This is a genomic window from Pantoea sp. 18059, from assembly GCF_902706165.1.
Lineage (GTDB): Bacteria > Pseudomonadota > Gammaproteobacteria > Enterobacterales > Enterobacteriaceae > Pantoea > Pantoea agglomerans.
In genome coordinates, this window is the sequence record NZ_CACSJS010000001.1 from 876,861 (window position 1) to 896,272 (window position 19,412).

The 19,412-nt window shown below is 56.3% G+C and carries 16 protein-coding genes and 1 pseudogene; 10 read left to right on the plus strand and 7 right to left on the minus strand.

Going from position 1 to position 19,412, the window contains the following annotated elements; all coding sequences use genetic code 11:
• Positions 1-169 precede the first annotated feature (169 nt).
• Positions 170-580 (minus strand): helix-turn-helix domain-containing protein, encoded by a 411-nt coding sequence (locus GVJ63_RS04125; protein WP_064691356.1) that lies wholly within the window; start codon positions 578-580, stop codon positions 170-172.
• 304 nt (positions 581-884) lie between these two features.
• Positions 885-1,007: a hypothetical protein gene (locus GVJ63_RS22465; RefSeq protein ID WP_255265339.1), complete on the minus strand. Its 123-nt coding sequence runs from the start codon at positions 1,005-1,007 to the stop codon at positions 885-887.
• Positions 1,008-1,163: 156 nt separating this feature from the next.
• Between GVJ63_RS22465 and GVJ63_RS04130 the strand changes: the two genes are divergently transcribed.
• Positions 1,164-1,367 (plus strand): hypothetical protein, encoded by a 204-nt coding sequence (locus GVJ63_RS04130; RefSeq protein ID WP_010244562.1) that lies wholly within the window; start codon positions 1,164-1,166, stop codon positions 1,365-1,367.
• Between the two features lie 68 nt (positions 1,368-1,435).
• Here the strand turns inward: GVJ63_RS04130 and GVJ63_RS04135 are convergent.
• Positions 1,436-1,725 (minus strand): annotated as a pseudogene (locus GVJ63_RS04135) (Arm DNA-binding domain-containing protein); the annotation flags it as partial.
• Positions 1,726-1,898: 173 nt separating this feature from the next.
• Here GVJ63_RS04135 and sapC point away from each other — a divergent pair.
• The 5 genes from sapC to GVJ63_RS04160 all read left to right on the plus strand — a co-directional run bounded on the left by sapC (position 1,899) and on the right by GVJ63_RS04160 (position 6,850).
• On the plus strand, positions 1,899-2,789 hold the full coding sequence (gene sapC / locus GVJ63_RS04140) for a putrescine export ABC transporter permease SapC (RefSeq protein ID WP_010670235.1): 891 nt from the start codon (positions 1,899-1,901) through the stop codon (positions 2,787-2,789).
• Positions 2,790-3,785 carry a putrescine export ABC transporter ATP-binding protein SapD gene (gene sapD, locus GVJ63_RS04145; RefSeq protein ID WP_159226460.1) on the plus strand — a complete coding sequence of 332 codons (996 nt, stop codon included), beginning with the start codon at positions 2,790-2,792 and terminating at the stop codon, positions 3,783-3,785.
• 1 nt (position 3,786) lies between these two features.
• On the plus strand, positions 3,787-4,590 hold the full coding sequence (gene sapF / locus GVJ63_RS04150) for a putrescine export ABC transporter ATP-binding protein SapF (RefSeq protein WP_010244550.1): 804 nt from the start codon (positions 3,787-3,789) through the stop codon (positions 4,588-4,590).
• A gap of 141 nt (positions 4,591-4,731) precedes the next feature.
• Positions 4,732-5,520, plus strand: coding sequence for an enoyl-ACP reductase FabI (gene fabI / locus GVJ63_RS04155; protein ID WP_010244547.1), 789 nt, complete (start codon positions 4,732-4,734; stop codon positions 5,518-5,520).
• Positions 5,521-5,737: 217 nt separating this feature from the next.
• Positions 5,738-6,850 carry an oxidoreductase gene (locus GVJ63_RS04160; RefSeq protein WP_159226461.1) on the plus strand — a complete coding sequence of 371 codons (1,113 nt, stop codon included), beginning with the start codon at positions 5,738-5,740 and terminating at the stop codon, positions 6,848-6,850.
• Between the two features lie 5 nt (positions 6,851-6,855).
• Here GVJ63_RS04160 and GVJ63_RS04165 read toward each other — a convergent pair whose 3' ends face one another.
• From GVJ63_RS04165 to GVJ63_RS04180, 4 genes are all read right to left on the minus strand, one after another.
• On the minus strand, positions 6,856-7,752 hold the full coding sequence (locus tag GVJ63_RS04165) for a LysR family transcriptional regulator (protein WP_029519092.1): 897 nt from the start codon (positions 7,750-7,752) through the stop codon (positions 6,856-6,858).
• A 191-nt stretch (positions 7,753-7,943) separates the two neighbouring features.
• Positions 7,944-8,675 carry a YoaK family protein gene (locus GVJ63_RS04170; RefSeq protein ID WP_033779094.1) on the minus strand — a complete coding sequence of 244 codons (732 nt, stop codon included), beginning with the start codon at positions 8,673-8,675 and terminating at the stop codon, positions 7,944-7,946.
• A gap of 151 nt (positions 8,676-8,826) precedes the next feature.
• Positions 8,827-10,371 (minus strand): methyl-accepting chemotaxis protein, encoded by a 1,545-nt coding sequence (locus tag GVJ63_RS04175; protein ID WP_033757823.1) that lies wholly within the window; start codon positions 10,369-10,371, stop codon positions 8,827-8,829.
• Between the two features lie 186 nt (positions 10,372-10,557).
• Positions 10,558-12,144, minus strand: coding sequence for a PTS transporter subunit EIIC (locus tag GVJ63_RS04180; protein ID WP_010244533.1), 1,587 nt, complete (start codon positions 12,142-12,144; stop codon positions 10,558-10,560).
• A gap of 260 nt (positions 12,145-12,404) precedes the next feature.
• Between GVJ63_RS04180 and GVJ63_RS04185 the strand changes: the two genes are divergently transcribed.
• The 4 genes from GVJ63_RS04185 to GVJ63_RS04200 all read left to right on the plus strand — a co-directional run bounded on the left by GVJ63_RS04185 (position 12,405) and on the right by GVJ63_RS04200 (position 19,309).
• Positions 12,405-14,708: an FdhF/YdeP family oxidoreductase gene (locus tag GVJ63_RS04185; protein ID WP_159226462.1), complete on the plus strand. Its 2,304-nt coding sequence runs from the start codon at positions 12,405-12,407 to the stop codon at positions 14,706-14,708.
• 112 nt (positions 14,709-14,820) lie between these two features.
• Positions 14,821-16,755: an exoribonuclease II gene (locus GVJ63_RS04190; RefSeq protein ID WP_124890010.1), complete on the plus strand. Its 1,935-nt coding sequence runs from the start codon at positions 14,821-14,823 to the stop codon at positions 16,753-16,755.
• A 201-nt stretch (positions 16,756-16,956) separates the two neighbouring features.
• Positions 16,957-19,026: a carbon starvation CstA family protein gene (locus tag GVJ63_RS04195; RefSeq protein WP_010244523.1), complete on the plus strand. Its 2,070-nt coding sequence runs from the start codon at positions 16,957-16,959 to the stop codon at positions 19,024-19,026.
• Positions 19,019-19,309 carry a YbdD/YjiX family protein gene (locus GVJ63_RS04200; RefSeq protein WP_159226463.1) on the plus strand — a complete coding sequence of 97 codons (291 nt, stop codon included), beginning with the start codon at positions 19,019-19,021 and terminating at the stop codon, positions 19,307-19,309. Before GVJ63_RS04195 ends, GVJ63_RS04200 begins: the two co-directional genes overlap by 8 nt.
• Positions 19,310-19,412: the final 103 nt, after the last annotated feature.

The following is a 19,412-nucleotide window of genomic DNA, read 5'->3' on the forward strand; positions in this document are numbered from 1 at the left end:
GCGGCTGAAAATTAGCAAAACACCGCGCGTTCCTGAATTGCCAGGCACCAATGAAGGGTGTTTAAAGATAAAACGTTTAATCTCAGGGCCGATTTTAATTTTTTATGCATCGCGGTCCTTCCCCGCCGTCCTGTAGATAATAATTTGCTGCGGATGCAATCAGGTAAACCTACGGCATTACGTAAGCTATTAACCTCTGCCTGAAAATGGTGTCATCGCTGGGGAAGCAGAGAGAGTTCTTATCTGATTTTTTTGCAGCATCAGTGATTCGCCAGATGCCGGGAGGCATACCAAAATGTCGTGAGAAGGCGCGAGTGAACGTTTGCTGTGAGTCGTAGTTGAACTGATCAGCTACCTCTGCAATAGTGGCTTCAGTAAACCTTAAACTCAGCGAGGCCGCCTGCATTCTGGTGTTATTAATATATTTCCCGAGGCTGACTCCGCAATGCTTTGTGAACATTCTGTTAAGGTGCCATTTTGAATATCCACTTTTTTTAGCCACTTTATCCAGGCTTATTTTTTCATCCGCATGATCATCAATCCATTCTGTTAATGCATTAAAGAAGTTTTTATCTGTCATGCCATCCCCCTTTTGCGTTTTTTGCGGTCTCTTTTAATTCAAATCCATTGTCACACAAAATTTAATTCTATATTGATCGTTTGCAATTCCCTTGTCTAAGCTCCTTTCATTTTATTCTCGCCACCGATTTATCTCCTTTAGTAAAGAGTTCACTCTCAGGACGCGACTATCCCCTAAAGTCATCAATGAACAATCAGGAAATGATGAAGAATCTGTCAATGTTGCACAAAAAGTGATCTCTGTTGAGGCGAACGTCTTAGGTGTTGGATTATCCGTCTTCCGTGGAAGATTTACGGTGTATTACTCATGCAGCATCATGAACGATTTCCTGTGCGGGTTCCGGCAGGGTTTCAGTAGTGAGCCATTCGCGTAGCGCGTCTGCACCTGAAACCGCCAGGCGGGCATGCTTCCACAGCGGTCTGAACACCGGGACACCTGAAGCCAGCCGGTAATCGCGCGTAATATCGGAATCAGGTAATTCACTGAGATGCCTGATATTTTCAGGATAGTCTAAAATTCTTTAAGTAGGCGTCCGCAACAAACCTCGCGGTAACGACGCGGTTTATCAGAAAGAGGACGAAAAATGAAATTCGCTGTAATTTTTGAAGATACCGGCGTTGAAGAGGAACATGAGTTTGACACCAAACCTGTTGCCGGAGATTTAGTGACGTTAACGCGCGATGGGATAGGTAAAGATTATATCGTGATCATTGAGCCGGATCCTGACCACACCCATGACGATGGGCCTGACGGACACCCGACAAAGGCCAGGGTCCGGCCAGCGTAGCCTCCGCTAAGATCTAATCCGCCGCCCAACAGGGCGGTTTTTATTGCCTGTTATCCGGAGGTGAATATAACTTTTTTCAGGCTGTTCAGGATGATATGCCGACGCGGATCATAACCCTTTGCAATCCAGAGCCGAAATTGCTGACGCCGTTTCCTTGCCTGTAACAGGGATATCGACGGATAATCCCCTGTAGACAGCTGACGGGTTAACCCTCCCAGCGATAACGGTAGAAAAATGTCACGCCGCCTCGAATGGAGAGCCTGACATTCAGTCCGGACGAGTTGAAGATAACCTCTGCTTTGTCGCGGCGCTTACCCAGCGCTTTCCTGAGCTTAGTGTCTGTCTGCAATGTGTACATCTTCTTTGCTTCTTTACGTCTACGCAGAGGCGTACACAAAACACATAAATTAACGCTACTCAGAGTCAGCCATGATAAAGAAACATAAAGCATGTCCTCAGGATAACCCTCTGATATGAGTAATTTTTATAAAGAAATGTTGTCCGAACTCAAGCACAATAAAGTGAAAGCGTATGCCCTCCGATAATATCTACGCCGAAAAACGCCTGCCCAGCGCGTTTCGTCAGAGCTGGCACCATTTCTATGGCAACCCGATTTCGATGGTCGGGCTGTATGGCTTTGGCGCACTGCTGCTGCTCTGTCTGTTTGGCGGGCTGATAGCGCCATACGATATCGATCAGCAGTTCCTGGGTTATCAGTTGCTGCCGCCATCCTGGTCACATTATGGCGATGTTTCCTTCTTTCTCGGCACTGACGATCTGGGTCGGGATGTGCTGAGCCGCCTGCTGAGCGGTGCGGGCCCGACGGTGGGTTCGGCGATTCTGGTGACGCTGTTCGCCACGCTTGGCGCGCTGGTGCTGGGCGTACTGGCGGGCATGACGCATGGCATACGCTCGGCGGTGATGAACCACGTGCTGGACACCCTGCTCTCTATTCCGTCGCTGTTACTGGCGATTATCGTGGTGGCGTTTCTCGGACCGCGACTCGAGCATGCATTGCTGGCAGTCTGGCTGGCGCTGATTCCACGTCTGGTGCGCGAGATTTACAGTGCCGTGCATGATGAGCTGGAAAAAGAGTATGTGGTGGCGGCACGTCTTGACGGTGCCAGAGGCCGCAACATCCTGCGCTACGCCATTTTGCCTAACATTTTACCGTTGCTGATCACCGAAATTACCCGCGCGCTGTCGATGGCGATTCTGGATATTGCCGCACTCGGATTTCTCGATCTGGGCGCGCAGCTGCCTTCGCCCGAATGGGGAGCGATGCTGGGTGATTCGCTGGAGCTGATCTACGTCGCCCCCTGGACCGTTATGCTGCCGGGTGTGGCGCTGATGGTCAGCGTATTAATTGTTAACCTGCTCGGTGACGGCATCCGTCGCGCCGTCGAAGCGGGAGTGGAATAAATGCCGTTACTCGATATCCGTAATCTGACCATTGAATTTATGACCGCTGACGGACCGGTCAAAGCGGTCGATCGCGTCAATCTGATGCTGGGCGAAGGTGAAATCCGTGGCCTGGTCGGTGAGTCCGGCTCCGGTAAGAGTCTGGTTGCCAAGGCGATCTGCGGCGTAACTAACGATAACTGGCGTGTCACCGCCGATCGCATGGTATTTGATGATGTCGACCTGCTGCGCCTGTCGTCGCGCGAGCGCCGCCGCATTATCGGACATAACGTCTCGATGATTTTTCAGGAGCCGCAATCCTGTCTGGATCCCTCTGAAAGCATCGGTCGTCAGCTGATGCAGGTGATCCCGCGCTGGACGTATAAAGGTCCGTGGCTGAAACGCTTCTGGTTCTGGCGCAAAACCCGCGCCATCGAACTGCTGCATCGCGTCGGCATTAAAGATCACAAAGATATTATGCGCAGCTTCCCCTATGAGCTGACCGAAGGCGAATGCCAGAAAGTCATGATCGCGATTGCGCTGGCTAATCAGCCGCGTCTGCTGATTGCCGATGAGCCGACGAATGCCATGGAACCCACTACGCAGGCGCAGATTTTCCGCCTGCTGAGCCGTCTGAACCAGAATAACAACACCACCATTCTGTTGATCAGTCATGACCTGCGCACCATGAGCCAGTGGGCGGACCGTATCAACGTGATGTACTGTGGTCAGACGGTAGAAACCGCCCAGAGCGAAGATTTAATGAGTACGCCGCACCATCCTTATACTCAGGCGCTGATTCGGGCGATGCCCGATTTTGGACGATCCCTGCCGCACAAAAGCCGTCTCAATACCCTGTCAGGGGCGATCCCGTCGCTGGAGAGCCTGCCGATTGGCTGTCGTCTGGGGCCACGTTGCCCTTATGCGCAGCGCAAATGTATTGAAACGCCACGGCTCACCGGCAGCAAAACGCATCTTTATGCCTGTCATTTCCCGCTGAATATGGAGGGCCAGTAGCATGGAGACCCTGCTGGAAGTGCGCAACCTGAGTAAAACCTTTCGCTATCGCACGGGCCTGTTCCGCCGTCAGCACGTTGAGGCGGTGAAGTCGGTCAGTTTTACCCTACGCGAGAGGCAGACGCTGGCGATAATCGGCGAAAACGGCTCCGGCAAGTCCACGCTGGCGAAGATGCTCAGCGGCATGGTCGCCCCTACCGAAGGTGAGATTCTGATAGACGATCATCCGCTGACATTCGGCGATTATGGCTATCGCAGTCAGCGCATCCGCATGATTTTCCAGGATCCCTCAACCTCCCTGAATCCGCGTCAGCGTATCAGCCAGATTCTGGAGTTCCCGCTGCGGCTTAATACCGATCTCAGCGCGGAGGATCGAGAGAAACGCATTATCGCCACCCTGCGTCAGGTGGGATTACTGCGCGATCACGCCGGCTATTATCCGCACATGCTGGCACCCGGTCAGAAGCAGCGTCTGGGGCTGGCCCGCGCGTTGATTTTGCAACCCAAAGTGATTGTGGCTGATGAAGCGCTGGCCTCGCTGGATATGACCATGCGTTCCCAGCTGGTGAATCTGATGCTGGAACTGCAGGAGAAGCATGGGATCGCTTACATTTATGTTACCCAGCATCTGGGAATGATGAAGCACATCAGCGATAAGGTGCTGGTGATGCATCAGGGCGAAGTGGTCGAGCGCGGCGGCACCGCTGATGTACTGGCCTCCCCGCTGCACGATCTGACCCGACGACTGATCAGCAGCCACTTTGGCGAAGCATTGAGTGCCGAAGCCTGGCGGCGAGAGCGTTGATTTTTGCTGCATATCGCGGAAATTGCGGGCCGATTTACCTGATTTATGAGAGACGTGCTAGAATCCGCACGTCGATTAACGTCGGTCGCTTACTTTTTAACCATGCGGCCGCCAACTACAATGACCATAAGGATTACAGCTATGGGTTTTCTTTCCGGTAAGCGCATTCTGATTACTGGCGTTGCCAGTAAACTTTCCATCGCCTACGGTATTGCACAGGCGATGCACAAACAGGGCGCAGAACTGGCTTTCACCTACCAGAACGACAAATTAAAAGGTCGTGTGGAAGAGTTTGCCAAAGATTTGGGTTCAGACATCGTGCTGCCATGTGACGTAGCCGAAGATGAGAGCATCAAATCTCTGTTCACTGAACTGGCAAAAACCTGGCCGAAATTTGACGGTTTCGTTCACTCTATCGGTTTCGCCCCTGGCGAGCAGCTGGTTGGCGACTACGTGAACGCCGTTACCCGCGAAGGCTTTAAAATCGCGCATGACATCAGTGCTTACAGCTTCGTCGCGATGGCCAAAGAGTGCCGCGAGATGCTGAATCCACACTCTGCGCTGCTGACCCTCTCTTACCTGGGTGCTGAGCGCGCGATCCCGAACTACAACGTGATGGGTCTGGCGAAAGCGTCGCTGGAAGCCAACGTGCGCTACATGGCAAACGCCATGGGCCCGGAAGGCGTGCGTGTTAACGCCGTTTCTGCCGGTCCAATTCGCACCCTGGCAGCATCAGGCATCAAAGATTTCCGTAAGATGCTGGCACACTGCGAAGCGGTCACCCCGATTCGCCGTACCGTTACCATCGAAGATGTCGGCAACTCAGCAGCATTCCTCTGCTCTGACCTGGCTGGCGGCATCACCGGTGAAGTGGTACACGTTGATGGCGGCTTCAGCATCGCCGCAATGAACGAACTGGAACTGAAATAAGTTCTGCAAGGGCGAGCCTGGCTCGCCCTTCTCTTTGCTCCCGCCTCGCCCTTCCTGCCTGATTTCGCTGCCGTTATACCGTAACGCTATTAATTATCACCGATCAATCTTTTGCCCCGGACTGGCCATCAGCGACGATAAGCCTGCCCTTCGGTTTATGCACATTTTCAGATTCTGCCGCCTGCATACCGAACCCGAATTTGCAAAAGGATTGATCATGGAACAACGCCGCTATCCGGGCCATAACCACTGGTTTTACGAGAGCCAGACCAGTCCACGTACCTCACAGGCCGCACCGCTGGTGCCCGAGGCCGCCCATATTGATGACCGTTTTTTGCTGGGATGTTACGCCGATGACAACGTGGTGCAGTCACTGCTGCGCACCAATCAGCCCGCCCTGCTGGCGGCGCGCGATCTGGCACAGCTGCTGTTCCCCGACCGCGTCGTCACCACGCTCACGCACACCTTAACGCTTTACGATCGCCTCAGCACGGCGCTGACGGTGGCGCAGGTGGCGGGTGTACAGCGGCTGTGTAATCACTACTCTGCCCGCCTCAATCCGTTGCCCGGGCCCGACTCCTCACGTGAAAGTAATAATCGCCTCACCCAGATTACGCAGTATGCACGCCAGCTGGCGATGCAGCCTGAGCTGATCAGCGCCAGCGCAATCACCGCCCTGGATGCGGTCGGCCTGACAGAGCCCGATATTGTGACGCTGAATCAGGTGATCGGCTTTGTCAGTTATCAGGCGCGGGTGGTCGCCGGTTTACAGGCGCTGCAGGCCCAGCCGGTACGCTGGCTGCCTGGCAGCACTGCACCACCGGATGCTGAGGCCGCAGGTTTTGATCAGCCTGCCCGCTGGCAGCCCGTGCTGAAACCGCTGGAGTTGCGGTATGCCAGTGCTGAGCAGCTCGCTGCCATTACCCGCTGTCAGTCGCTGCCGGGAATGCAGGACGCGGTATGGTTGCTGGCCCACGATCCCTCAGTGCTCTATGGCTGGGCGCAACTGCGTCAGCATCTCACTCAGGACAATACTCTGGCAGAGGCGACGGCCGCCCGTATTCTGGGCAGTCGCTGGGCGTTCCGGCTGCTGGCCGGAAATGAGATCTTAATTGAGGGCGTGGATGACGCGGCGGCAAAAGACCAGGAGCAGCAGATTATTGCGCTGGCAGCGCAGCTGACCCGTTCGCCAGAGCGTTTCAGCGCGGCCCATCTGCAGCCGCTAATGGAGGCGGGCTGGGAGGCTGATGCGCTGTTCACGCTGATACAGAGTGTCGCCATAGGCAACTGGAACAGCCGCCTGTTTTACGCCCTGGGCGAATCGCAGTAACCGCGTTAAACCGGCAGCAGACCGCGCGCTTCGTCGAAAAAGTGCTGTGCCAGCGGTGTGGCACGGCCAGGCTCAGCGATGACCAGCGCCGCCTGGCGCGCCATCGGCGGCAGCGTAATGGCGCGCTGCTGCAGCCCCTGTAATGAAGCGGACAGCAGATGACCGACCGGCGACACCAGCAGCCCGAGGCCAACCTGCGCGCACTGCATCAGCTGCATGACAGAGGCGCTCTCCACGATCACCCGGGGTACCAGCGCCGCCTCGCGAAAAGCCATATCAAGATAACGCCGGAAATAACGCGTCGGCTCCGCCAGGCAGAGCGGCTGTTGTGCCACTTCATCAAGCGTCAGCGCGGTTTCCCCCACCAGCTCAGGAAAATGGTCGGGATGGAATATGGCTTCAACGCCCCGGTCTGCCAGCATCTCGGTCTGAAAATGGAGTTCACGCAGTGTTGCCATCTCGAAAAAACCGATCCCGACATCCACGGTGTGGCTGTTGAGCGCTTCCAGCAACTGGTCAGCACTCAGCACCGCAATGCGATAGTCGAGCTGAGGATAACGCGCCTGCACCGCTTTCAGCAGCAGCGGCAGTGCCATGCTGCACTGCGGCACCACGCCAACCCGCAGCGTACCGTTCACCCCATGCTTCAGCGATTCCACTTCAAGCTTCAGCCCCTGATAGACCGAAACAATTTCCCGCGCCCACGCCAGCACACGGTCGCCCTCTGGGGTAAATCCGGCAAAGTTATTGCTGCGGTTAATCAGCGGCAGGCCCAGCTCGCGCTCAAGATTCTTCAGGCGCATAGAGAGGGTTGGCTGTGTAACAAAACTGGCTTCCGCGGCCCGCCCGAAATGGCGTTCACGTTCCAGGTTACACAAGTAAATGAGTTGTTTAATGTCGATGTTAATTATCCATCAGCAGGTTGAAGGCTGTTCGCATTACTGTCTCGTTCGCAGGATCAACCAGAGTATAAGGCTGAATGTTACCCCGCGCAGGCTAGGATGTTTTAACCGCACAGTTCATTTGCGCAGGCGGATCGATGAAATCAGGACTCCGCGCCGCCCTGGTTTACGCATCAGTGAGGGTTGCGCACTTAAATCATCGCGCCCTGTTGTTTTGCTGGCTTAGTAAAGATGGCATTCAGCGCCAGACAGATTAACCCGAACCCTACTGGCAGCAGGAAATCGTAGCTAAGCAGCCGGTAAAGCCCGATTCCGGCTATCCCTCCTGCAAGGAAAGAAAGCAGGGTCAGACAGTGCAGTCGCAGCCGGCTCAGATAGAGCGGCGCCTCTTTCGGTGACGCTGTGCGCCGCAGCACCTCAAACAGCATTGCCAGCTCAATCCCGATATCGGTCGCCGTGCCGGAGATATGGGTGGTGCGAACGCGGGCATTGGAGATCCGCGTCACCACCGCATTCTGCAGCCCCATTAAAAAGCTCAGGCTCATGATTAACACCACACCGGGCGACTGCGGCGGAAAGTGATTTTCAATCACCCCCAGTGCAATCAGCGCGCTGCCCTCAATCAGGATGACAAAGGCATAGATGGTGCGGATATTTCTGCGGTGCCCGGCATTAATGATCAGCGTTGAACACATGGAACCCGCAATAAACAGAAGCACGATCGACAGAAAAAACAGGCCAGGCCCCAGATTCGCTTTTGCCAGGTGATCGGACAGCAGCGAGACATTCCCGGTCATGTTGGCTGAAAAAAAACCGACGATCTCAAAAGCTGCGGTATTCAGTGCGCCTGCGGCAGCGGCAAGCGTGCAGGCCAGTCGGGTATCCGCGCTGTTGCTGCGGGCACTTTCCGTGCTGATTAGCATGACCACCCCATATTTACTGGAAAGCCTTATAATCCGCCGATTAGCCCTGCGCCACAAGGCACTGAATCAAACTCTCCCTTCTCTGTCGGGCATTACTCAGCATCGGGGCTCCGGACTCCGCGCTGTATAAACTCAGCGCGGAGAGCCCTGATTAACTGTTTGCCAGACGGAAGGTGGAGACCGACTGCGTCAGATACTGCACCTGCTCTTCCAGCGAGGCAGATGCTGCGGCAGACTCCTGCACCAGCGCCGAGTTCTGCTGTGTAACGCTGTCCATCTCGGTAACCGCCTGCTCAATCTGACCGATACCGCGACTCTGTTCATCAGAAGCGGTTGAGATGTGCTCCATCAGCAGATTCACGCGGCTGACAGAGGAGATAATGGCGCTCATCGCCTCACCGGTCCGGCTGACCTGATCGGAACCGGCGTGGATGATCGAAACAGATTCCGCAATCAGCCCCTCAATCTCTTTGGCTGCGGTAGCGCTACGCTGGGCCAGATTACGGACTTCCCCTGCCACCACCGCAAAACCGCGACCCTGTTCACCCGCCCTGGCGGCTTCGACTGCCGCGTTCAGCGCCAGAATATTGGTCTGGAAGGCGATGCTGTCGATCACGGTGGTGATCTCCTCGATCTTCTTCGAGCTGGCATTAATCAGCGCCATCGATGTCACCACTTCCTGCGAGACCTTTTCGCCGCTTTCCGCGTTTTTCACCGCTTCACTAGTCAGGCGGCAGGCTTCAAAGACGTTTTCAGTGTTCTGTTTCACCGTTGCGCCCAGCTGCTCCATGCTGGCAGCGGTTTCCGTCAGTGCGGCGGCCTGCTGTTCGGTTCGCGAGGCAAGATCGATGTTGCCCGCCGCAATCTCCTGAGAGGCGGTGGAGACTGAGCGGGTTGAATCGCGCACCTGGAGAATAATGGCGGTCAGCGCGCTGCGCATCTGCTCCAGCGAGCCCATCAGCAACTGAATCTCACTGCGCGAACCGGCTTTGACCGGCACCGTGGTATCCAGGACGCCCGCCGCAATCAGCTTGCAGTGTTCCTGCGCATCATTGATCGGCGAAAGCACATAGCGCTTCATGAAGATGTAAATGGCGACGATGATGGCGAAAAACAGCACCCCAAACAGCCCCAGCAGGGTAATGCCGGAGGTAAAGTGACTCTGTGCATCGCTGTTAAGCTTTTTGGCATAGGTTTCATGCTGAGCCAGCACCCGGTCCAGAATGATTTCATACTGACGATCAAGGCGAACCACGGTGGCGATCTGATTTTTAAAGCGCACCTGATCGTGCGCCTCTGCCGCCTCAATCAACGGCTGTAAACCCTGCTGACGATAGGCCTGATAAGCCTGGCTATAGGCGTCGGCTTCCGCCTCTTCGCCCGGCAGACGCGGCGCGTTCATATAGGCCTGAAATGCAGCATCCGCTTTGCTGGCCACGGTCCGAACGCTGTCCAGCGTGGCGGGATTGTTTGCGTCACTGCCCTCAATCTCCTTCATGTACTCCATCAGACGCACACGCAGCGTGCGGCTGTGGTTAATGGGGTCAATCACCGAGAGCACCACACGGATCTCTTTGTTAACCGCATTCAGCGAGTGATTGCTCTGGATCAGCAGCCAGGTGCTGATTGCCACGCTGGTGAGAAACAGCGCCAGCAGGAAGGAGAAGATAATCAGGGAGGATTTTTTTAACGACATCGCGGTGTTCCGAAAAGTAAGAGGATTAGTCGCTATATCGGCAGAAAGGTACGGCCCATTAGGGCTGGGCTTTTTTTAGTTACAATAAGCGGGACGGCAGCGGGCGGAGCGCTCCGGGGAACAGGGGCTAACCGCCCACGGGCGTCGGGCGGTTAGCGTCGTCACTAAGAGTGAAACAGGCTGCCGTTAAGCGACGCCCAGCGCCATTTTTACCTCGTTGGCGATCTTCTCGACCTGCGGGCCGTAGATCACCTGAATGTCGTGCTCGCTGACGCGATTGACTCCGTTGGCACCGGTGCTCATCAGCGTCTGATCGACCACCTGATTCATCTCTTTGACCCGCACGCGCAGCCGGGTAAAGCAGCAATCGACATCCTCGATATTGGCCTGCCCGCCCAGCCCGCTGATAATGACCTGAGTCCGTTCATCCGCGGCGACCTGTTGCGGTTTCTCATCCTCCGATTCACGGCCCGGCGTTTCAACATTCATCCGGGTGATCACCAGCCGGAAAGCGTAGTAGTAGATCGGCGCATAGATCACGCCCAGCGCCAGCGTCCACCACCAGTGGGTTTTTGCCCCGCCCAGCATGCCGAACACCACCAGGTCGATAACACCGCCCTGCACGTTGCCAATCATCAGATGCAGCATCGACATCAGCATAAACGACAGGCCGGTCAGGAAAGCGTGCAGCAGATAGAGCACCGGCGAGACAAAGATAAAGCAGAACTCCAGCGGTTCGGTGATGCCGGTGGTGAAGGAGGTCAGCGCCCCCGCCATGACCAGTGCTTTCACCCGCTGTTTATGCTCGGGTCGGGCGGTGTGATAGATCGCCAGCGCCGCGGCGGGCAGGCCGAACATCATCACCGGAATCTTGCCCTGCGCCAGAAACTGCGTGGCCGTGCGCAGCGTCTCATCGGGAATCGATCCCGGATGAGTCAGCGACGCGTTGAAGATGTTCAGTGCACCAACCACGGTCTGGCCATCGACCACCGCCATGCCGCCAATAGGCGTGAAACGCACGGTTTCGTTAAGGATGTGATGCAAGCCGGTGGGGATCAGGATGCGCTCAAAGGCTCCCAGCAGAAAAGCGCCATACTGCCCGCTTTTGCCAATCATCTGTCCAATCCAGGCGATACCGTCACCAATGGTCGGCCAGATCAACGCCAGCAAGACCCCAATCAGTGGCAGACAGACCACGGTCACAATCGGCACAAAACGCCGTCCGCCAAAGAAGCTGATCGCGGTAGGTAATTGCTGGGTATAAAAGCGATTGTGCAGCGCCACCGTTACCAGTCCGGCAATCACCCCGCCCAGTACGCTCATGTTGTAGGTAAAGACGCCCAGCATGTTGATATATTCCGCCGAGGTCATCATGGCGGTGGTCTGATCCATCCCCGCCTGCTGCAGGGCTGCAGGCGTGGTGGTGGTGGCGGTGATCCCCTTGGCCGCCAGCGTCGCGCTGATACCGACGTTCATCACGATATAGCCAATCACCGCGGCAAAGGCGGCGGTAGGTTTTTCCGCTTTCGCCAGTCCGATGGCACTCGCTACCGCAAAGAAGACCGGCAGATTAGCGAATAGCGCTCCGGCAACCTTGCGAATAAAACCGATAATTAACTGCGGCACCTGCATCTGCGCAAAGGCATCGCCGGTGACCGCCGGGTTCTGCATGGCCGCCGCCAGCCCAAGGAAGATACCTGCGGCAGCGATGACCGAGATTGGCATCATCAACGCTTTGCCAAATGCATGAATCTGGCTGGTCAGCTGTTTCATGGAGTCGCGCCCTTTCTGATTGTGAACAGCAAGTATTAGCCTGTTGTCGGGAGAACTCCCGTTATCAGCAGGTTAAAGGCGGGTAAAATCTGACCAGCATCACATTTCTGGCTTATGCACGATAAACGCCAGCTATCGCACCATTAAGTCAATCAATTAGACAAGGTATGAGGATAGCTGCAGACTTCCTTTCACCATCAGGCTATAACCTGATAACAAACACCAAACAATAATTCCTACTATAAAAGCCTGCACTCAATATGAAATTTAAACGCCAAATCAAACCCTATCGCGCGGCAGCGGGCGGCTGGGGTTCACTGGAAGCCACCACGCGTTTCGTTCTTGACAGCAAAGCGGCCCTGAAAAATATGCGCAACCTGATGCGCATGAACAAAGCACGCGGTTTTGACTGTCCGGGCTGCGCCTGGGGTGATGACAATAAAAGTACCTTCAGCTTCTGCGAGAATGGCGCCAAAGCGGTGACCTGGGAAGCGACACGCCGGATGGTCGACACCGACTTTTTCGCTAAACACAGCGTAACCACGCTCTATACCCAGAGTGACTACTTCCTGGAGTATCAGGGACGTCTGACCCATCCGCTGCGCTACAACGCGGAAACCGACCACTACGAGCCCATCAGCTGGGATGATGCGTTTGCGCTGATCGCGCAGCACATTAAGGCGATGGATCATCCGGATCAGATGGAGCTCTACACCTCCGGTCGCGCCAGCAATGAAGCCTCATGGCTCTATCAGCTGTTTGGTCGCCTGATGGGGACCAATAACTTCCCTGACTGCTCCAATATGTGCCACGAAGCCAGCGGCACCGGCCTGAAGCGCAGCATTGGCGTCGGTAAAGGCACCATTCGTCTGGATGATTTCGACCACGCAGATGCCATTTTTGTCTTCGGTCAGAATCCCGGCACTAACCATCCGCGTATGCTGCACAGCCTGCGTCACGCTGCCGATCACGGTGCGAAAATCGTCACCTTTAATACCCTGCGTGAACGCGGTCTGGAACGTTTTGCCGATCCGCAGAAACCGCTGGAAGTGGTGACTTCGAAAGCGGGCAACATCAGCTCCTCCTATTACCAGCCGAACCTGGGCGGTGATATGGCGGCGGTGCGCGGCATGGTGAAATCCCTGCTGGAAACCCACCGCGCGCGTCTGGCGGCTGGCGAAAGCGGCCTGTTCGATCAGACCTTTATCAATGCTAAAACCAACGGCATTGAAGCGTATCTCGACGCCGTGGATAACACCAGCTGGATGCAGATTGTGGCGCAGTCGGGCCTGACGCAGGCGCAGATCCGTGAAGCCGCGGCGATCTACCAGAGCGCTGACCGGGTGATCTGTACCTGGGCGATGGGCATCACCCAGCACAAACACTCTGTCGACACGGTGCGCGAGATCACCAACCTGCAGTTGCTGTTTGGCCAGCTGGGTAAAAAAGGCGCAGGCCTCTGCCCGGTTCGTGGTCACAGTAATGTGCAGGGCAACCGCACCATGGGCATCGATGAGAAACCGGTGAAAGCCTTCCTGGATGCGCTGGGGAATCATTTCAATTTCGAGCCCCCGCGTGCGGCAGGCCACAACACCGTGGAAGCGCTGAACGCCATGCTGCGTGATGAAGTGAAAGTGCTGATCGCGCTGGGTGGCAACCTGGCGGCCGCCGCACCCGACTCACCGCGCACCGAAGAGGCGATGTCACGCTGTGGTCTGACCGTGCATATCAGCACCAAACTGAACCGCAGCCATCTGGTGCCGGGTCACGATGGGCTGATTCTGCCGACGCTGGGCCGCACCGAGCGCGATCTGCAGGCCACCGGCAATCAGTTTATTACCGTGGAAGACTCTTTCAGCATGGTGCACGCCTCTGAAGGGATCGGTATTCCGCTGGCGGAAACACAGCGTTCTGAGACCTGGATTGTTGCCGGTATCGCCGAGGCGGTGCTGGGTGATGAAAAAGTGAAATGGCGCGAGCTGGCGGGTGATTACAACCTGATCCGTGAGCACATCGCCGCGACGATCCCTGGCTTTGCCGACTTTAACGCCAAATGTGACATCCCGGGCGGTTTCTATCTGGGCAACGCAGCAGCCGAGTTGCGCTTCAATACCCCGAGCCAGAAAGCGGAATTTAACGCCTCAGCGCTGCCGACCTCACTGTTCCCGAATCTTGATCAGGACGTGCCTTTTACCCTGCAGACACTGCGTTCGCACGACCAGTACAACACTACCATTTACGGCCTCGATGACCGTTACCGTGGCGTGTTTGGTCAGCGTGAAGTGGTGTTCATCAACCCGGACGATATGGCAGACCTGGGCTTTACCGAAGGCCAGAATGTCGATATCGAAACGCTGTGGAATGATGGCATTACCCGTCGCGTCAGCGGATTCAAACTGGTTCCCTACAATATTCCGCGCGGTAACCTGGCGGCCTATTATCCGGAAACCAACCCGCTGGTGCCGCTGAACAGCTTTGGTGATGACAGTGGTACACCGACCTCAAAATCGGTGCCGGTGAAGCTGGAACTCTCTGAGGCACTGGCCGATCAGCGCATCGCCTGACAGCCCTTTCACTCCCCCCTAAAAAGCCGGCTCGTCCGGCTTTTTGCCTTGCCGCGCGACGTCGATTCGCGTAAAACTGTCAGCCGCAATCAGCCAACGAAACGTAAAAATTATGTTCCAGGATAACCCGCTGCTCGCGCAGCTGAAAGAGAAGCTCCATTCGCAAACGCCTCGTGCTGAAGGCGTCGTAAAAGGCACTGAAAAAGGCTTCGGCTTTCTGGAAGTCGATGCGCAAAAAAGTTACTTCATTCCGCCACCGCAGATGAAGAAAGTGATGCACGGCGATCGCATCACCGCCGTGATCCACAGCGATAAAGATCGCGAAAGCGCTGAGCCGGAAACCCTGGTTGAGCCGTTCCTGAGCCGCTTTGTTGGCCGGGTACAGAAGAAAGACGATCGCCTGTCGATTGTGCCGGATCATCCCCTGCTGAAGGATGCCATCCAGTGTCGCCCTGCGCGCGATGTCAGCCATGAGTTTGAAAACGGTGACTGGGCCGTGGCGGAGATGCGTCGCCATCCGCTGAAAGGCGATCGCGGCTTTTATGCCGAACTTACCGATTTTATTGTCAAAGCTGATGACCATCTGGCGCCGTGGTGGGTGACGCTGTCGCGTCATAACCTTGAGCGTGAAGCGCCCGATGTCAGTTTTGGCGAGATGCTGGATGAAAATCTGACGCGTGAAGATCTGACCGCGCTGGATTTTGTTACCATCGACAGCGCCAGCACCCAGGATATGGATGATGCGCTCTTTGCGGAAGCCCTGGACGATGGCGCCCTGCGTCTGACTATCGCTATCGCCGACCCTACCGCCTATGTGCCGGAAGGCAGTCAGCTCGATAAGCTGGCGGCGCAGCGTGCGTTTACCAACTACCTGCCGGGCTTTAACATCCCGATGCTGCCGCGCGAACTCTCTGATGATGTCTGCTCGCTGCGTCCGAATGTGCGCCGTCCGGCCCTGGCCTGCCGCGTAACCGTGGCAGCCGATGGCAGCTTAGGTGATGACGTTGAGTTCTTTGCCGCCTGGATCGAATCCAAAGCCAAGCTGGCGTATGACGACGTCTCTGACTGGCTGGAAAACAGCGGCGCATGGCAGCCGGAAAGTGAGGAGATTGCTGAACAGATTCGCCTGCTGCATCGCCTCTGCCTGGCGCGCAGCGAATGGCGTCAGACCCACGCGCTGGTGTTTAAAGATCGCCCGGATTACCGCTTCCTGCTGGGTGAAAAAGGTGAAGTGCTGGAGATCGTGGCTGAACCGCGCCGCATCGCTAACCGCATTGTTGAAGAGTCTATGATTCTGGCCAACGTCTGCGCGGCGAAAGTGCTGCGTGACCGTCTCGGTTTTGGTATCTACAACGTCCATGCCGGTTTCGATGCCACCAATGCTGAACAGGCCGCGGCCGTGCTGGCCAACCATGGTATTACCGTGGATGCGCACGCGATCACTACGCTGGAAGGTTTCCGCGTGCTGCGTCGTGAGCTTGATGCCCAGCCGACCCAGTTCCTCGACAGCCGGATCCGTCGCTTCCAGACCTTCGCTGAGATCAGCACCGAGCCTGGCCCGCACTTTGGCCTGGGACTTGAGGCTTACGCCACATGGACCTCACCGATTCGTAAGTTCGGTGACATGGTCAACCATCGTCTGCTGAAAGCGATTATTCGCGGTGAGCAGATCGCTCGTCCGGATGATGCGCTGACGGTGACGATGAGTGAGCGCCGCCGCCTGAACCGCATGGCGGAACGTGATGTTGGCGACTGGCTCTACGCCCGTTATCTGGCGCCGTTTGCAGCAACCGACCGTCGCTTCAGCGCCGAGATTATCGATGTGTCACGTGGTGGCATGCGTGTTCGCCTGCTGGAGTTTGGCGCGGTCGCCTTTATCCCGGCGCCGTTCATTCACGCGGTGCGTGATGAGCTGGTCTGCAGCCAGGAAAATGGCAGCGTTCAGATCAAAGGCGAAGTGGTTTACCGTGTGACCGATGTGATTGATGTCACCATCGCCGAAGTCCGCATGGAAACCCGCAGCGTCGTGGCGCGTCCCGCCGTCTGAGTAGTGATGTTCTGAGCAGTCAATCGGGCGGGATAACTCCGGTTATCCCGCCTGTTTCCGCCCCGCCCGCATTGCAAAAAAGTTAAATTTGTACCCCGCTTCACACTTCTCCACTGATTAACTTTCACTTACATTCCATTACATTAAGTTTGACTCGTTGTTTTCGATCGCTTTCCTCTCGGTCCTCACAAGGAGTTAGTCATGAAAAACGTCAAAACCAGTGCGATCTGGTTAGTGGTGGCGTTAATCGGCGCGGGCGCTTTCGCCATGCTGGCCCTCAGCCGCGGCGAACACGTCAACGCAGTCTGGCTGGTGATAGCCGCTGTCGCCTGTTACAGCATCGCTTATCGCTTCTACAGCCTGTTTATCGCCCGCAATATTTTCGAACTGGACGACCGCCGGATGACGCCTGCCGAGCGGCTGAGCGACGGGCTCGATTATGTCCCGACCAATAAATGGGTGCTGTTTGGCCACCACTTCGCGGCTATAGCCGGTGCCGGCCCGCTGGTGGGTCCGATTCTGGCGGCGCAGATGGGCTTTCTGCCTGGCACCATCTGGATCCTGGTCGGGGTGATGCTGGCGGGTGCGGTACAGGATTTCCTGATCCTGTTTATCTCAACCCGTCGTGATGGCCGTTCACTGGGCGAGATGGCGCGGCAGGAGCTGGGTGCGTTTGCCGGTGTGGTGACCATGCTCGGCGCGCTGGGCGTCATGATCATTATCCTGTCGGCGCTGGCGCTGGTGGTGGTCAAGGCGCTGGCGAACAGTCCGTGGGGACTGTTTACCATCGCGGCCACCATTCCGATTGCGCTGTTTATGGGCGTCTACATGCGCTTTATCCGGCCCGGTAAAATCGCCGAAGTTTCACTGATTGGCTTTGTGCTGATGATGGCGGCGATTATCTATGGTGGTGACGTAGCCCAGCATCCTTACTGGGGGCCCTTCTTTACCCTGAAAGGCACCTCACTGACCTGGGTGCTGGTGATCTACGGCTTTATTGCCTCCGTGCTGCCGGTCTGGCTGCTGCTGGCTCCGCGTGACTACCTTTCGACCTTTCTTAAAATCGGCGTGATTGTCGGGCTGGCGGTGGGGATTGTTTTTGCCATGCCAGAGATGAAAATGCCGGCGGTCACCAAATTTATCGACGGCACCGGCCCGGTCTTCTCCGGCGCGATGTTCCCGTTCCTGTTTATTACTATTGCCTGCGGCGCCATCTCCGGCTTCCATGCGCTGGTCTCCAGCGGCACCACGCCAAAACTGGTGGAGCGGGAAAGTCATATCCGCTTTATTGGCTATGGCGCGATGCTGATGGAATCCTTTGTGGCGATCATGGCGCTGATTTGTGCCTCGGTGCTCGATCCGGGCGTCTACTTTGCCATGAACTCCCCGGCTGCGCTGATTGGTACCACCGTTGAAAGCGCCTCTCAGGTGATCAACGGCTGGGGCTTTGTCGTCACGCCGGAAATGCTGAGCGGCATCGCCCGTGACGTGGGTGAAGGCTCGATCCTGTCCCGCGCAGGCGGCGCGCCAACCTTCGCGGTGGGAATGGCCCACATCATTACCGAGATCTTTAACAGCCGGGCGATGATGGCGTTCTGGTATCACTTCGCCATTCTGTTTGAAGCGCTGTTCATTCTGACGGCGGTCGATGCCGGTACCCGCGCCTGCCGCTTTATGGTGCAGGATCTGGCAGGCACCGTGGTGCCTTCTATGGCGAATAACCGCTCCTGGCTGGGCAATATGGCCGGCACGACCGTGGCGGTAGCGGGCTGGGGCTTCTTTGTCTATCAGGGCGTGGTCGATCCGCTCGGCGGCATTAACACTCTGTGGCCGCTGTTTGGTATCGGCAATCAGATGCTGGCGTCCATGGCGCTGATCCTCGGCACCGTGGTGCTGTTTAAAATGAAAAAGCAGCGTTACGCCTGGGTGACTATCCTGCCAACTGTCTGGCTGTTTATCACCTCGATGACTGCAGGCTGGCAGAAAATCTTCCATGAAAAACCGTCGATTGGCTTCCTGGCGCAGGCGAATAAGTTCCGCAAAGGGCTGGATGAAGGCGTGATCATCGCCCCGGCAAAAAGCGTGGCAGATATGCAGACCATCGTCTTCAGCAATCAGATTAACGCGGCCCTGTGCGCCTTCTTTATGCTGGTGGCGGTCACGATGCTCATCTCTGCGTTCTTTGTCATTCGCCGGGCGCTGCGCAGCGATCTTCCTACTACGCATGAGTCCGTTGTGACGCTGCGCAACAAGGAGGTGCGTCATGTCTGATGCTATTCATCAGTCCCGGCGTCCGCAGGGAGAGTGGCAGATTATCCGCTGTCAGCCTGCCGCCGCCCCACAGCCGCAGGCATTCAGCTGGCGGGGATTCTGGCGCGGCCTGCAACAGTGCTTTCGCTTAATGGTCGGGGTGCAGGATTATCAAAAATATCTGCAGCATATGCGACTGCATCATCCCGATCAGTCGCCGATGAATGAGCGCGATTTCCACCGTTACTGTCTGGATGCCCGCTTCCCCAGCCAGGCAGGCAAACTGGGTAAATGTCCCTGCTGACCGCACTAAACAGCCCCGCAATGTCGGGGCTTTTTTGTGCCATTCTTATCTGGATGGGAAAATATATTCGGTTTGCATCTTGTGCTGGCGTCAGATGATGAAT